Annotated in this window: 14 protein-coding genes; 1 reads left to right on the forward strand and 13 read right to left on the reverse strand. The window is 30.4% G+C overall.

Going from position 1 to position 13,253, the window contains the following annotated elements:
• Nucleotides 1-313 precede the first annotated feature (313 nt).
• The 9 genes from ABEY15_RS14870 to ABEY15_RS14910 form a co-directional block, all read right to left on the reverse strand.
• The gene (locus ABEY15_RS14870) at nucleotides 314-1,225 is read right to left on the reverse strand and encodes an aminoglycoside phosphotransferase family protein (RefSeq protein ID WP_429890950.1); all 912 of its coding nucleotides are present in this window, start codon (nucleotides 1,223-1,225) and stop codon (nucleotides 314-316) included.
• 141 nt (nucleotides 1,226-1,366) lie between these two features.
• Entirely contained in the window at nucleotides 1,367-1,834 is a 468-nt protein-coding gene (locus tag ABEY15_RS14875) for an NUDIX domain-containing protein (protein ID WP_429890951.1), read from the reverse strand.
• Nucleotides 1,835-1,990: 156 nt separating this feature from the next.
• Nucleotides 1,991-3,154 (reverse strand): acetylornithine transaminase, encoded by a 1,164-nt coding sequence (locus ABEY15_RS14880; protein ID WP_429890952.1) that lies wholly within the window; start codon nucleotides 3,152-3,154, stop codon nucleotides 1,991-1,993.
• Nucleotides 3,147-3,917, reverse strand: coding sequence for an acetylglutamate kinase (gene argB, locus ABEY15_RS14885; RefSeq protein ID WP_429890953.1), 771 nt, complete (start codon nucleotides 3,915-3,917; stop codon nucleotides 3,147-3,149). The genes ABEY15_RS14880 and argB overlap by 8 nt, the downstream gene beginning before the upstream one ends.
• A gap of 14 nt (nucleotides 3,918-3,931) precedes the next feature.
• On the reverse strand, nucleotides 3,932-5,155 hold the full coding sequence (argJ, locus tag ABEY15_RS14890; RefSeq protein WP_429890954.1) for a bifunctional ornithine acetyltransferase/N-acetylglutamate synthase: 1,224 nt from the start codon (nucleotides 5,153-5,155) through the stop codon (nucleotides 3,932-3,934).
• Nucleotides 5,156-5,168: 13 nt separating this feature from the next.
• Complete coding sequence (argC, locus tag ABEY15_RS14895; protein WP_429890955.1) at nucleotides 5,169-6,200, reverse strand: N-acetyl-gamma-glutamyl-phosphate reductase; 1,032 nt, start codon at nucleotides 6,198-6,200, stop codon at nucleotides 5,169-5,171.
• Nucleotides 6,201-6,379: 179 nt separating this feature from the next.
• Nucleotides 6,380-7,600, reverse strand: a complete 1,221-nt coding sequence (locus tag ABEY15_RS14900; protein WP_429890956.1) for a phospholipase D-like domain-containing protein — start codon at nucleotides 7,598-7,600, stop codon at nucleotides 6,380-6,382.
• Nucleotides 7,601-7,795: 195 nt separating this feature from the next.
• A complete protein-coding gene (locus ABEY15_RS14905; protein WP_429890957.1) occupies nucleotides 7,796-8,374 on the reverse strand; it encodes a TetR/AcrR family transcriptional regulator in 579 nt (192 codons plus the stop codon).
• 29 nt (nucleotides 8,375-8,403) lie between these two features.
• Nucleotides 8,404-9,435: an alpha/beta fold hydrolase gene (locus ABEY15_RS14910; protein ID WP_429890958.1), complete on the reverse strand. Its 1,032-nt coding sequence runs from the start codon at nucleotides 9,433-9,435 to the stop codon at nucleotides 8,404-8,406.
• Between the two features lie 387 nt (nucleotides 9,436-9,822).
• Here ABEY15_RS14910 and ABEY15_RS14915 point away from each other — a divergent pair, with 387 nt between their 5' ends.
• Complete coding sequence (locus tag ABEY15_RS14915) at nucleotides 9,823-10,665, forward strand: hypothetical protein (RefSeq protein WP_429890959.1); 843 nt, start codon at nucleotides 9,823-9,825, stop codon at nucleotides 10,663-10,665.
• 37 nt (nucleotides 10,666-10,702) lie between these two features.
• Here the strand turns inward: ABEY15_RS14915 and ABEY15_RS14920 are convergent, their stop codons facing one another.
• The 4 genes from ABEY15_RS14920 to ABEY15_RS14935 all read right to left on the reverse strand — a co-directional run bounded on the left by ABEY15_RS14920 (nucleotide 10,703) and on the right by ABEY15_RS14935 (nucleotide 13,231).
• Complete coding sequence (locus ABEY15_RS14920) at nucleotides 10,703-10,960, reverse strand: hypothetical protein (RefSeq protein WP_429890960.1); 258 nt, start codon at nucleotides 10,958-10,960, stop codon at nucleotides 10,703-10,705.
• A 237-nt stretch (nucleotides 10,961-11,197) separates the two neighbouring features.
• Nucleotides 11,198-11,623 carry an SRPBCC family protein gene (locus ABEY15_RS14925; RefSeq protein WP_429890961.1) on the reverse strand — a complete coding sequence of 142 codons (426 nt, stop codon included), beginning with the start codon at nucleotides 11,621-11,623 and terminating at the stop codon, nucleotides 11,198-11,200.
• A 793-nt stretch (nucleotides 11,624-12,416) separates the two neighbouring features.
• The gene (locus ABEY15_RS14930; RefSeq protein ID WP_429890962.1) at nucleotides 12,417-12,722 is read right to left on the reverse strand and encodes a hypothetical protein; all 306 of its coding nucleotides are present in this window, start codon (nucleotides 12,720-12,722) and stop codon (nucleotides 12,417-12,419) included.
• 296 nt (nucleotides 12,723-13,018) lie between these two features.
• Complete coding sequence (locus ABEY15_RS14935; protein WP_429890963.1) at nucleotides 13,019-13,231, reverse strand: hypothetical protein; 213 nt, start codon at nucleotides 13,229-13,231, stop codon at nucleotides 13,019-13,021.
• Nucleotides 13,232-13,253 lie beyond the last annotated feature (22 nt).

The raw sequence follows: 13,253 nt of genomic DNA on the forward strand, positions 1-13,253 counted from the left end.
AGAATTTAAGATAATTCTTATACAACTATCCTGCCATTTTGTTGAATAAAAATAGAGCTGCCAAGGCAACTCATGTTGATCAACTTAATTTCAACAATAATAACTTATTAAATTACAAATATTAAGTAAAACATACATGCTATGAATATTGAACCGCAAAAAAGCAAAGTGACTACTTTCTTGAAATACCATGGTATTAAATTTATCAGTGATTCAAATATTGCATCTATAATTTCAGGATATCATTTCTTATGCAACTAAAATGCAATTTAGTTGCAGATCTTAAAGTTTAGATAAAGCAGCCAATAAAATACTAATAAAATAATTTTTTATGTAAATCTTTAAAAACATTTATAGCCTGAAAAAAATATTCATTATACGTTCCTTCATCTTCTAAACTCCAACAAGTTGATAATATAGCATGCGAATAACCCCACAGCAGTACTCTTTCTTTATTAAGATTCAATTCTTTTACTAGTAGATCAATTCGATTTTCTAGAGTCGTAGAAATATCTTTCCCCTCTAAGTTGTTCAAAAGAAACTGGATGATGTCATATTCTCTTTCGCCTATTAATCCTTTTGGGTCAATAACTTTCCATGAGTTTTCTCCGGCATTTAATATATTATAATGATGTAAGTCGCCGTGTAGTAAGTATTTTGTAGATTGTGTTCGGTTCATTTCCTTAAAAATAGTAAACGCATCTAATAACATCTCTTTTGATATAGGGCCTAAGCCATTAGGAAATTTTTCAACGATTCGACTTAAGCTTTTTTCCCTACTTAAAATGGATGGTATTTTAGTGTTTTTAGGTGCAGTTTTCCATAAGTTTTTCATTACTTTGACGGCAATCCCCATTGCCTCTTGTTCATTTTCAATTGTAGCAAGAGTATCACCAGGCAATAGTTGTTCTAAAATTAGGATTCCTTCATTAAGATCGGAATCAATAACTTTAACGAATTCATTATCTTTAAACTCTTTTAAAGCTTCAACTTCACTATTAAATTCCTCATTTGGGACTGCTAGTTTAATAACTGCGTTTTTTTGGCCATCAATTAAAATTGGCGCTACAAAATTATATGATAATTTATATGGAGATAATATTTTCATATTCCATCGAATTTCACATCTATTATATAAGTCTTCGAAATTCTCAAGCCAAATTTCTCCTTTTTCTTTATGGATATCTTTAATCGTTTTTATAAACTGTTCTGGAAGAGTTATCATTTAATCATCCTTTTTTATAAAGAATAAATGTAGAGTTGAAATGTAGTATAATTGTTTTTTGTAAAAGTAGAAAAATTGAGTCCCTCACTTTTTTAAAATCAGATGTAGGGACTCACATTAAAAGTAAGAAGATGAGAATAATCATATTAGTTGTTCTTTTAATTTGTATTCTTCAATTAATCGATTATTTTGATATTTACCTTTAGCATATTGAATAATTTGATCTTTAATATTTGGATATAAGATGATATTATCTAATTCATTAATTGGTATCCACTTTACGTCAGTTTGATTTGGATCTGGGTTTGGTGGCATCATTGGAATTGAGTTTTCTTTAATATGACAGTGGAACATTAAACTTAATCCATGTATTCTATGACCGGTCAAATGAGGTGCATTTTCTGAAACAAATACTAGTTCTCCCACCTCAACATCTACACCTGCTTCTTCAAATGCTTCTCTTTTTACAGCTTCAATAATTGTCTCACCAGGTTCGGTACCACCAGCTGGTAAATTATAATGAATTCCGTCCTCATCTGTAAATTGAATTAATAAAACTGAATCATTTTCAACAATTAAAGCACATGCTCTTACACGAATATGATACATATCCTAGCTCCTCCCCCAATAAAAGTGATTATTCCATTATCTAAAAAATAATTTCAACTTTCAATCTATTTTTATAATCAAGTAGAAAGGCCTAAATAATAAAAAGGCATCATGGTATAGGTCCATGAATGCCTCCTAGTAAAAAAATACTACACATTATTTAACTTGGCTATCTAAAAAATAAGAAGAAAGAACTTGTTTCATTATTTGGATTGCTTCATCTATTTCTTCGTATGATAAATTGATCGGCGGTAATAATCTTAATACATTAGCTCCAGCAGTACCAACGATTAAACCATTCTTTAAAAATTGCTCCACTAGTTGTTCCACAGATAGATTTAACTGGATACCAACCATTAATCCTTTACCGCGTATTTCTACTATTTGCGGAAACTCTTCTTTTATTTCAGCTAATTTATCAAATAAATATTGTCCTTTATCTTTTACACTATTTAAAAATTGCATATCATTAATAATACTGATTGTTTCAAAAGCAGCCGCCATTGCTAAATAATTTCCGCCAAAAGTTGAACCGTGCGAACCCAATGAGAATGTATTAGCTAAATTGTTCTTACCGAGCATTGCCCCAACTGGAAAACCATTCCCTAAACCTTTTGCTAGCGTAATAATATCTGGATTTAGTGGAGTTTGTTCATAGGCAAACATTGTTCCTGTTCTGCCCACTCCGGTTTGTACTTCATCAACAATGAGTAATAATTCATGTTTTTTACAAAGAGCTTGAACCCCTTCAAAAAAATCATTATTACCAACAACGACACCACCTTCACCTTGGATTACCTCCAAAATAATTGCTCCAGTATTTTCATTAATTTCATTTTGTAAAGCATTCAAATTATTATATGGTACATATGTAAAACCACTTAACATTTCACCGTATCCTTCATGAATTTTAGACTGACCTGTAGCAGCCATTGATCCAAAAGTACGTCCATGAAAACTTTGTTTAAAACTGATTATATGAGATTTACCTGAATGTTTTCTTGCTAATTTTATCGCTGCCTCATTCGCTTCTGTACCACTATTACAGAAAAATACTAAACCATCCTTAAAGCTTTTTACTAAATTTTTAGCTAACTCTTCTTGTTTTTTTATTGTAAATAAGTTTGATACGTGCCAAATTGATTCGACTTGTTCTTTTAGTGCATTTACAACTTTTGGATGACAATGACCTAAGTTACACACAGCAATTCCACTTAAAAAATCTAGGTACTTGTTATTTTCGTCATCATATAGGTAAGTACCTTTTCCGTTTAGAAAATTAATTGTTTTTTTATTATAAGTTGGGAATAAATTACTCACTTAACACAACTCCTTTTGTAAATACTGTACCGTTAATTGTTCCATTTTCATTTAAGAAATTCTCACCAACAATTGCCACTGAATTTACTACAGTTAATGCATTTAAGGCACTCGTAACTTTTGGAATCATTCCACCATAAATTGTTTTTTGTTCGATTAATTTATCAACTTCACTAGGCGTAATCTTTTCAATCAATTTTTGTTCTAGATCTAAAACACCATTTGTATTTGTTATAAAGCAGAGTAATTCTGCATTCATTGCCTTGGCAATACTTTTTGCAGCTTCGTCAGCGTTAATATTATATTTTTGGCCAATTTTATCCACTCCAACTGGTGAAATAACTGGTACATAATCATTGTTAAGTAGTAAATTTAATAGATTCGTATTAACATCTTCAATTTCTCCAACCCAACCTAATTTTCCCTTATTATAAAGAGAAGCTTCCAATAATAGATTGTCACATCCTGATAGACCAATAGCTTTAATATTATATTGATTACAAATAATCGTTAAATCTTTATTGATTTTTCCGCTTAGTACATATTCTACAATTTCTAAAACTTCGGATGAAGTCTTACGAATGCCGTCTTCCATTTCTACTGGAATGGAAAACTTTAATAATAAGTTATTTATAAGTGGTCCCCCTCCATGTACAAGGATGACTTTTTTACCACTCATTTTTAATTGATTTATATTTTCAAAGAATGTATTTGATAAGTTATGGATTAAACTACCACCAAGTTTAATAACGACTGTTTCCAATTTTTATTTCCCCCTTATGTGCGATAGCTTGCATTTATTTTCACATAATCATAAGTTAAATCGCAGCCCCATGCAGTACCAAGTGCATCTCCTTCGTGTAAATGGACATCGATATAAATAATCTCATTTTTCAAAGCAATTTTAGCCTCTTCTTCATTAAACTCAACTGGTTTACTACCAAATAATACTGTTACACCATTAATGGAAATATCTATTTGATTAAAATTACCTTCGACGCCGCTATATCCAATGGCACCAATAATTCTTCCCCAGTTAGCATCTTCACCATAAACAGCTGTTTTTACTAAATTTGATCCGACGATTGTTTTAGCAATTTGATTTGCATTTTTTTGGCTTGAAGCTCCATTTACATTTACTTCAATTAACTTAGTTGCCCCTTCACCATCTCTAGCAATCTTTTTAGCCAAGTCTTCACAAACTAATTGAAATGCAGTTACAAAATTAGCCCAATCTGGATGACTTTCAGTTAATTCCTCATGTTCAACAGCTCCATTTGCCATAACTAAAACCATATCATTTGTTGAAGTATCTCCATCAACTGTAATTTGGTTAAATGTCTTATCTGTCACTTCTTTTAATAAGGTTTGTAACTGACCAGAACTAATCGTAGCGTCAGTTGTCACAAAACCAAGCATAGTTGCCATATTTGGATGAATCATTCCAGAACCTTTTGCAGACCCAGCAATCGTTACGATCTTTCCGTCAATCAATACTTCATAACAAGTAGTTTTTATAACAGTATCTGTCGTTAAGATTGCGTGACCGAAATCTTCTCCATCTTCCAACTTATTACCAAGCGTTAATTTGTCAATGCCGCTCTTTAATCGATCCATTTTTAAATATTCACCGATTACACCAGTCGATGCGATTGCTACTAATTGTTCTGGTAGATTAAGATGCTCAGCACACCATGCTCTCATTAAATAAGCATCATCTTCTCCTTTTTTACCTGTACATGCATTTGCACAACCACTATTTACTAAAACAGCTTGAAGCTTATTACTATATGCAATACTCTTTTTTGTAATCGCAATTGGTGCAGCTGGAAATAAATTTAATGTATAAACTGCCGCAACTGATGCTGGCTTCTCAGAATAAATTAATCCTAAATCTTTACGTTTATAACGTAGTCCAGCATGAACTCCACTCGCATAAAAACCATTTGGTGATGTAATTGTTCCATTTATTTTTTTTATATTCTTTTCTTTTGTTATCAACTTTTATCTCTCCTTATGGAAATATTGGTGTAAATTGTAAACCAGTTTCATCTGGCAAACCTAACATTATATTCATATTTTGAATTGCCTGCCCAGCCGCTCCCTTAACAAGGTTATCAATGACAGAAACGATTGTGATTCGATTTGTACGATTGTCATAAGTAGCGTATAAATCACAAAAATTTGAACCATAAACATCTTTTGTACAAGGTACTCCGTCTCTTACTCTCACAAAATAGGAATCTTCATAACTTTGGTTATACATTTCTTTTAATTCTTCGTTACTAATTTCACGTGTTGAAGTAACATAAATTGTTGACAAAATTCCTCTTGTCATTGGTACTAAATGTGGTGTAAACGTTATAAAATCCTGGTTTGAATCAATTGATCCAATAAATTGTTCAATTTCAGGTATATGTTGATGTTCAGTAATTTTATAGGCTGTTAAATTTTCATTTCGATTCATAAATTGAGTCGTTTGATTAGCTGTTTTTCCGGCTCCAGAAATTCCAGATTTAGCATCTACTATAATTGAATTTTTCTGTACAATTCCTGCCTTCAATAATGGCGCGACTCCGAGTAGCGTTGCTGTTGGATAACATCCCGGATTAGCTATATTATTGGATTGTTTGATTGCTTCTCGATTAAGTTCAGATAGTCCGTAAGTAAATTGATTCGTTTTTGAAAAGCAAGGATGTGACTGTTTATACCATTTTTGGTATGTTTCTTCTTTTTTTAATCGAAAATCTCCTGATAGATCAATCAGCTTTGTTTTCGAAAAATCGATTTCTCCCATTAACTCACTGCTAACTCCGTGTGGTGTAGCAAAAAACAAAATATCATTTTCTGATATAGATTTATTTTTATTCCACTTTTTTATTGCCCCACTAGTACTTGTAGCCAAATGTGGATAATAAGTAGACAAATTTTCCGTATAATCTGATGTTGAATAAAAATTCATATTGCTTATTTCCGGATGCATTGATAGTAATCTTACGAGTTCAAGACCACCATATCCGGTTGCCCCCATAATACCGACTTTCATTTTAATATCCCCTTTTATAAAATTATATTCTTCATTATAATTATGAATAAATATAAAATCAATTGTATTTTTATAAATATTTGAAAATAAAAAAAGATTAACCAATTTTCTTGATTAATCTTTCATTATTTTTTTATTGTATTCTTTAATTAAAATTAAAGTACAACTAGTTTTTTACCCTATAAATAAAACTCAAATACTTTCGCTATTTTTTCTTTTATTTTTTCTTTAAAAGGTAAATTTTTAATATAAGTAGGCGTAATTTCAAAAGCATGATTAAATACATCAGCGAATTCTGGTTCTACCTGTTTGATAAATTGTTGATCATATATATAACAATTCAATTCATCCGTTAAATGGAATGACCTGGAATCAAAATTTGTTGTACCAATCATTAGTACTCTATCATCAATGTTCATTACTTTACCGTGAAAAATGCCTTTTTTAAACCCATAGACTTTTATGTTATTTTTCCAAGCTTGCTTTATATATGGAAATGCTGCTTGTTGTACTAGAAGTGCATCTGACTTATGTGAATATAGTATTTTCACTTCAATTCCTCTATTTGCTGCATCTAATAATGAATCCCAAATCACTTTATTATTCGGTATAAAATAAGGAGAATAAATTGTTATTGACTGTTTTGCTTGTTTAAACAATTTACTATATTCTTGCTCAATTCCTATTTTAGTATAAGAAACAAATTGATGTTGGCTTCTCCCAATTTTTTTACTGATCTCCATTTGAGTAATTTTTTGGTCTGAATTTTTTCTCCAATCATGTACAAATTGTTTTTCTAAGCCCTCAACACCGCTGCCCACTAATCTAAGCTGAACATCTTCCCACGGTTTTAATCCTTTTTTTTCATCTATATACTTTTTACCTATATTAAACCCACCAATATAGCCAATTTCCCCATCAATAATCGTCATCCGACGATGATTTCTATTATTTAGCGATGCAAAAAAATAAGATAATTGCGGTTTATTAAAATAGGTAAAATGTACTCCATGATCAATTAAAGATTTTCTTTCTTTCCGTTCTAATAAAATTCCACCAAGACGATCAACAGCATAATAAACTGGAATTCCTTCATCACTCTTCTTTTTTAAGACATCTAAAAATTCATGTGAAACACGATCATTAGAAACTGAAAAAAAGTAGATATGCACTTCCTTTTTTGCATTCCTAATATCATGAAATAATTGGTTATTTAACTTCTTTCCGTTCGTAAAAATCGATAAATCACTGTATCCCATTGGATAAGTTATTGGCTTTTCAGTAAAAATATTCTTTTTTTGAGCTTTCTCCATTTCAATCTCATTTAAAGCAAATAAGATGACCAATAGTGAAAATAGGAGTACTAAAGTTTTAAAAATGAATTTTAATATTTTTTTCATAGATTCCTCTTACATAGTTTGGCATAAGAGTATTTTTTGAATAAAATGACTTAAATATCCATATTTATTTCAATTATGGAATTTTTTTCATTTAGGAACTGTTATATTAAAAAGTTGATTTTTGGCCTAAATAAAAGGCTGTCTAATTAGACAACCTTTAAGTTCTCTTATTACTGATGAATTTAATTTCTCCAATTAAACCTTTAACATTTTCATCAAAAAATCAGTAGTAGGTAAACCGAATTTATTATCAACTAAATCTTGAATAGTTAAACTATTTATCACATTGAAATACCATACTAATATTTTTCGTGGGTCTTCCTTTAAGAATTCACCACTTTCTTGTCCTTTTATAAATATTGGTATTAGTAAATCAATTAGATAATCAGGTGAATATTTTGATAATAATTCAGTCACTTTTTCTGGTACTTCTGTGTTTTTCCTCGCTTGTTGGATTATCATAAATGCATATTTATGATTTTCGTCTAACATTTTTTCAGTTAATAATTCTAATAGTTGGTAAGGAGTTCCTTGGAAAAACTGCAATGAACTTAGCTCACTTTGAGACTCAATCATTAAACCTTCAATAATTTGAAAAAACAACTCTGCCTTTGATTGAAAATGGCGAAAAATTAAACCTTCACTAACATTTGCTTCAGTTGCAATTACACTTGTTTTCGTATTTTTATAACCATTCAATGCAAAAATTTTCAATGCAGATTGTTTTATAAGCACCTTTCGATCAGTTTGTTGATTATTCTCTTTTGGTAACAACTTACTCACTCCAATTTATACATTCTTACTTAATTATTCATTGCTAATGGTCTTACTCTATTTATTAATTCTTGTAAAAACTGCTCAGGTCTAGCAAAGCAAGCTAAATGTCCAGCGTTATTTATATAAATAAATTCTTTTAAAGGTGCTTCGATTTCTTGCAAAAATCGTTCTGCATTTTTGGTAGGGGTAATAATATCATTGTCTCCTTGAAAAATAAAGAAAGGAATTGAAAATACTGTTCCTAACCGTTCATAATTAAAATTCATTAGTTCGTTGAACAATTGTTCCCCCGAAAATTTCATCCCTTTAAAAATATCGAATAGATCGTTTATATTATGCTGTGGTGATGAAAGCATTGAAGGCAAAATAAGGTCCATTACCATATTAGGAACATTTTTTATTGATTTTACTAATATCTGATTTCTCTTATCAAAATCTTTTTGTGTCCATTTTGTTTGATCTGGTCCTAGTTCTTTAAATTTCTTCAGTCCCCTCGTATTCCCTGCATCAGACAAGGCATCAATGGCCAATTGATATGCAATATTTTCATAATCATAACAGTTTTGATCAGTCCCTACATACGCAAAATAGAGATTTGGTCTTTCCTTAATCATTAATGTAGCTATAAGACTACCGACGGAACTTCCAACCAAAATAATTTTTTCTTTCTCAAGTTCATTACAAATAAGATTACTTACTTCAATTCCATCTTCTGCCAACTGGTGTAATGTAATTTTACCACAGCCTTCTTTCTCATTTCTTTTAAAAGTTTTTCCTGCACCTCGCTGATCCCATTGAACAATCGTAAAATGCTTTTCCCAAGGACATATTAAAGAACTAAAAATAGTATAAGTTGAGGCAGGACCACCATGAATCAATAAAAGAACGGGATTTCTTCTATCTTCTCCTCGGATTGTAATCCATTGATCAATCCCCCCAATAGAAACATACTTTTCTTCATTGATCATATATTCAGTCTTAATTTCTAACCTCTTTTCATTTTTCCTTTGATTAAATTTACGAAAAAAAATATCGGGTAAAATATTTGATTTTGTCATTTAAAGTTTTTCCTTTCTAATATTTTTTAGTTAATGAGTGAGTTACTCACTCATTATATGTTATGCATCTTGCTCTGTCAATTCGACTTAGGGGATATATCAATGTCGGAGAACATCAATTTTACATTTTAATCCCTTATTTACCTTAAGACATTTATTTGTTAGTCCAATTATGTTTGTTTATTCGAATATAAAGTAATTCAAGTTGTGCAACTAAGTCATTCGTTAGTTCAATAAGAATTTATTAAAAAGTAATTATTGAAGTATGAGTAAAGCCCTAAAAAAACTAATCATCTTATATTTCCAAATTTTTATTAGCTTTTTTTTCTAAAAAATAACACAAAATAGATATTATCAATTACTAAACATCGGAGTTGATTTTTAGCTGTGAAAAAAGTTTTTTTTATTGTAATAATGTCACTTTCATTAATTTACTTTGCAGATTTTACTTACGCTAAGACAGACAAACCAGTACTCACCCCAATTAGCTTTCAAATAGAAATTCAGGATTGGGAAGCTGTTAACAAAATAATCCCAAAATACTCGTTGTTCACTGTAATCGATGTAGAAACTGGTAAGAGCTTTAATGTACAACGAAGAGCTGGTAGTAGGCATGCAGATGTTCAGCCATTAACAAGAGAAGATACAAGGATAATGAAGGAAATATACGATGGGAACTGGAGTTGGCGAAGAAGGGCTGTATTAATTTTAGCTGATGAAAACCTAATCCCCGCGTCCATGCACGGAATGCCACATGGTGCAGGTTCCCTTCCAAATGGTTTCTGTGGTCATTTTTGCATTCATTTTATGGGAAGCACGACACATCGGACAGGTAAAGCAGACTTTTCTCATCATGTGATGATCCTTAAAGCTGCTGGAAAAATTAATGAATATATGAACAACCTACCACCTTCCCAACTACTAAATGTATTATTCGTTTCTATTAAAAACCAAGATAAAGGCTTGGTAAAAAAAATTGCCATAAGTAATCAAAAAAATATTAAAAAAGATCTAAAGAAACTAAAAAAAATAGAAGCGATACAGTGGACTTTGCCTCAAACAAAGCAATTAGAGCCATCCTCATTAGAAACTGAAATACCAGTTGAGGTTAATCTTTTTATAAAAAATAAAGGTCGGTTTAGGACCAAACTTTCTTTTACCTTGGTGAGAACATCACCTATCTCGCCTTGGAAAGTGAATATCGATCCTTTGTTTTCAAGCATTAACTAAGTCAAGACAATTAAAAAGGGCTACCATAGTAGCCCTTCTAATTCTGTATATGTATTCCATAAAAATCTATACTTTTATAAATTACTACGATATTGAAAACTGCTCTAAATATAGAAATAATTAATGCGACATAGCCACAATTTGGACAAACAGCTGCTTTAGGGCTTACAGAAATATTGTTAAAAGATCTTTTCCCCTTTTGATAAATCTTAATTTCATGACCATACATACTATCAACTTTTAAATTACAATTTTCTATCATGTCAGATTTACATTGAATACAAATCCTTGCCATTCAAACACTCCTAATAAAAATAGGATATCATTAAAACTCTAAGTTTATTGTATCTAATCTTTCTAGCTTTGTAATTTGGGGGATTTTTGGATTTTTACATAGAATTTCAGATACTGATACCCAACAAATCTGAAAATTAGGTTACGTTAGTTGCATAAATCTATTTTTGGTGTAAATATAAGCCTGATAAGCCAAAAAAAGAGAATGATTTTAAAACATCATTCTCTGTATTTCTACCTAGATATTTGTTTGTTCGGCATATTTCTTAAAATTGTCTAGAATTGCTTGCCATCCTTGTTGTTGAAACTCAACAGGATTAGTTGTTTCAGGATCGAATGTTTCAATTACTTCCGTTTCGTCTTCATTTCGATTAAATGTGATATTAACCTTTCTTCCATCGCCTAGAGTATATGTAATAACCTCATATTTCTTTACCTCATCATACGTCCCACCAAAATCGAAACCAAAACTTCCATCTTTCGCTTCCATTCTTGAACAGAATTCTCCCCCAACACGTAAGTCATTTACAGCAAATGGTGTATGCCAGTCGTCTGAAGGACTATTCCATTTTTTAATATGTTCAGGTTCTGTCCAAAATTCCCATACTTTTTCGATTGATGCTTTAATAGTTGCTTTTACTGTTACTTTTTTAGAAGTTTCCATTTCAATACCGCCTCTCTTGATTCCAATAATATTAAGTTAATCAATAATTGTGGCTAACTTTATTGTATACGATTTCAATAAAGCATTCTATCTATTCACTTTTTCGTTTCTCATTAGTTTATTACCCTGCCAATACAGTTTAAATTTATTTAATAAGATATATAATTTAGTGGGTAAAATATGAAGGATTTATCAGAGAAATGCAAAGAAAGGATGGATAAAGATGGAGAATCAAAAAAACAAATCCCCCAAAACGAGCATTAATTGTCCAAACTGTAGTTCAAACGTTTCCAATAATGACGAAAATGGAAATATTAGTAACGAAATTCAAGAACATTATTTATATGAGTGCCCAAATTGTGGAAAACCAGACCTTTTTTATAATAAAAAGTAATTTTAAAAACGACTCTTTTGAGTCGTTTTTTCAAAATAAACGTAAAAAAAGACACCTTATTCTTCAAATGCTTCTCTTTAGGTTAAAGGAACTCTTCTACTTGAAGTAATCCAAAGCAAAGCATATTAAGTCATGAGAAGTGTGAAACAACACGAAAATATTTGAAACTATAGGTGGAAAGCAATGCTAGCTTCAATACTGGAAATACTTTTAAAAAAGGACTTGCACGACCCCTAACATAAAAAAATAATAGCATAATTATTTAATTCCTTAAGCAACAACCAAACTGCCATTGACTTTAATAAAAAATGCCGCAATTTAGCAACTTACGATCATCATCTAAAGCATGTTTATGTTGTAAAAGTTAACTCAATAGTGAAAATCGATATTATTCTAAAATTAAAAACCATTAAAAACAAAATAAATACACACCAAAATCCATGGAATAACAGGATGCATCCATTTTGAAATTTTCACATTAAATCTACCCAATATTCTCGTAACTAAGTTATCAAATAATAGATATAAATTTATAATTAAAAAACAGAATAATATCATCCAAAAAGAAGAATACCTGTGATAAATTAATTCAATTCCAGCAATAATTGATGGTACAAAAATTATCCCTAACAGTAATTCAGCTAGATCATATCTTCTAGGATTTTTTTTAGAAATCCAATTGCCATACTTCTTTAATAAAGACATTTTCTCGACACCTCAATTGTTACTATTCGCTGATAAATTTTCAAACTCCTTTTTCAACTAAAACACTGATTAGTTCAATAAGGGCAAATGTTAAAAAATACTCATCTGAAATTACAAAGTTCAAATTTTCAATAATACATAAATATTAATTTATTAAAACATCCCTTTAGCAACTAAACTGCCATTGACTAGAATAATAAAAAAGCTACCGAAGCAGCTTTAGGTTGTTCAACTAATGCACTATGATAGCTGAATAAGTAAATTTAGATTTTATTAAAGCTTAGTATTAATTTCATTCATTTTTTTTCATTTTCTTCAGTGTTAAATAAATCAGTTAAAGGATTTTGAATTGAATTGAAATATGTTGAAAACATATTAAGAATCCCTACCACGAATAAGATCCAACCAAAGCCTCTTAGTATAACCGGTCCAACAAAACTAGTAAAATAAGTTAGAGTTACAATTAATAGACCAAATATTATGTACATTGCACTGACTGGATTTTTCATGTTTATTTCTCCTATATGTATA

The organism is Gottfriedia acidiceleris (genome assembly GCF_050457485.1).
In the GTDB taxonomy this organism is placed as follows: domain Bacteria; phylum Bacillota; class Bacilli; order Bacillales; family Bacillaceae_G; genus Gottfriedia; species Gottfriedia acidiceleris_D.

Bases quoted from the DNA above. Each gene is read 5' to 3' on its own strand.
- ABEY15_RS14870 (WP_429890950.1), bottom strand. From the start codon at position 1,225: ATGATAACTCTTCCAGAACAGTTTATAAAAACGATTAAAGATATCCAT.
- ABEY15_RS14875 (WP_429890951.1), bottom strand. From the start codon at position 1,834: ATGTATCATATTCGTGTAAGAGCATGTGCTTTAATTGTTGAAAATGAT.
- argC (WP_429890955.1), bottom strand. From the start codon at position 6,200: ATGAAAGTCGGTATTATGGGGGCAACCGGATATGGTGGTCTTGAACTC.
- ABEY15_RS14900 (WP_429890956.1), bottom strand. From the start codon at position 7,600: ATGAAAAAAATATTAAAATTCATTTTTAAAACTTTAGTACTCCTATTT.
- ABEY15_RS14910 (WP_429890958.1), bottom strand. From the start codon at position 9,435: ATGACAAAATCAAATATTTTACCCGATATTTTTTTTCGTAAATTTAAT.
- ABEY15_RS14920 (WP_429890960.1), bottom strand. From the start codon at position 10,960: ATGGCAAGGATTTGTATTCAATGTAAATCTGACATGATAGAAAATTGT.
- ABEY15_RS14925 (WP_429890961.1), bottom strand. From the start codon at position 11,623: ATGGAAACTTCTAAAAAAGTAACAGTAAAAGCAACTATTAAAGCATCA.
- ABEY15_RS14930 (WP_429890962.1), bottom strand. From the start codon at position 12,722: ATGTCTTTATTAAAGAAGTATGGCAATTGGATTTCTAAAAAAAATCCT.
- ABEY15_RS14935 (WP_429890963.1), bottom strand. From the start codon at position 13,231: ATGAAAAATCCAGTCAGTGCAATGTACATAATATTTGGTCTATTAATT.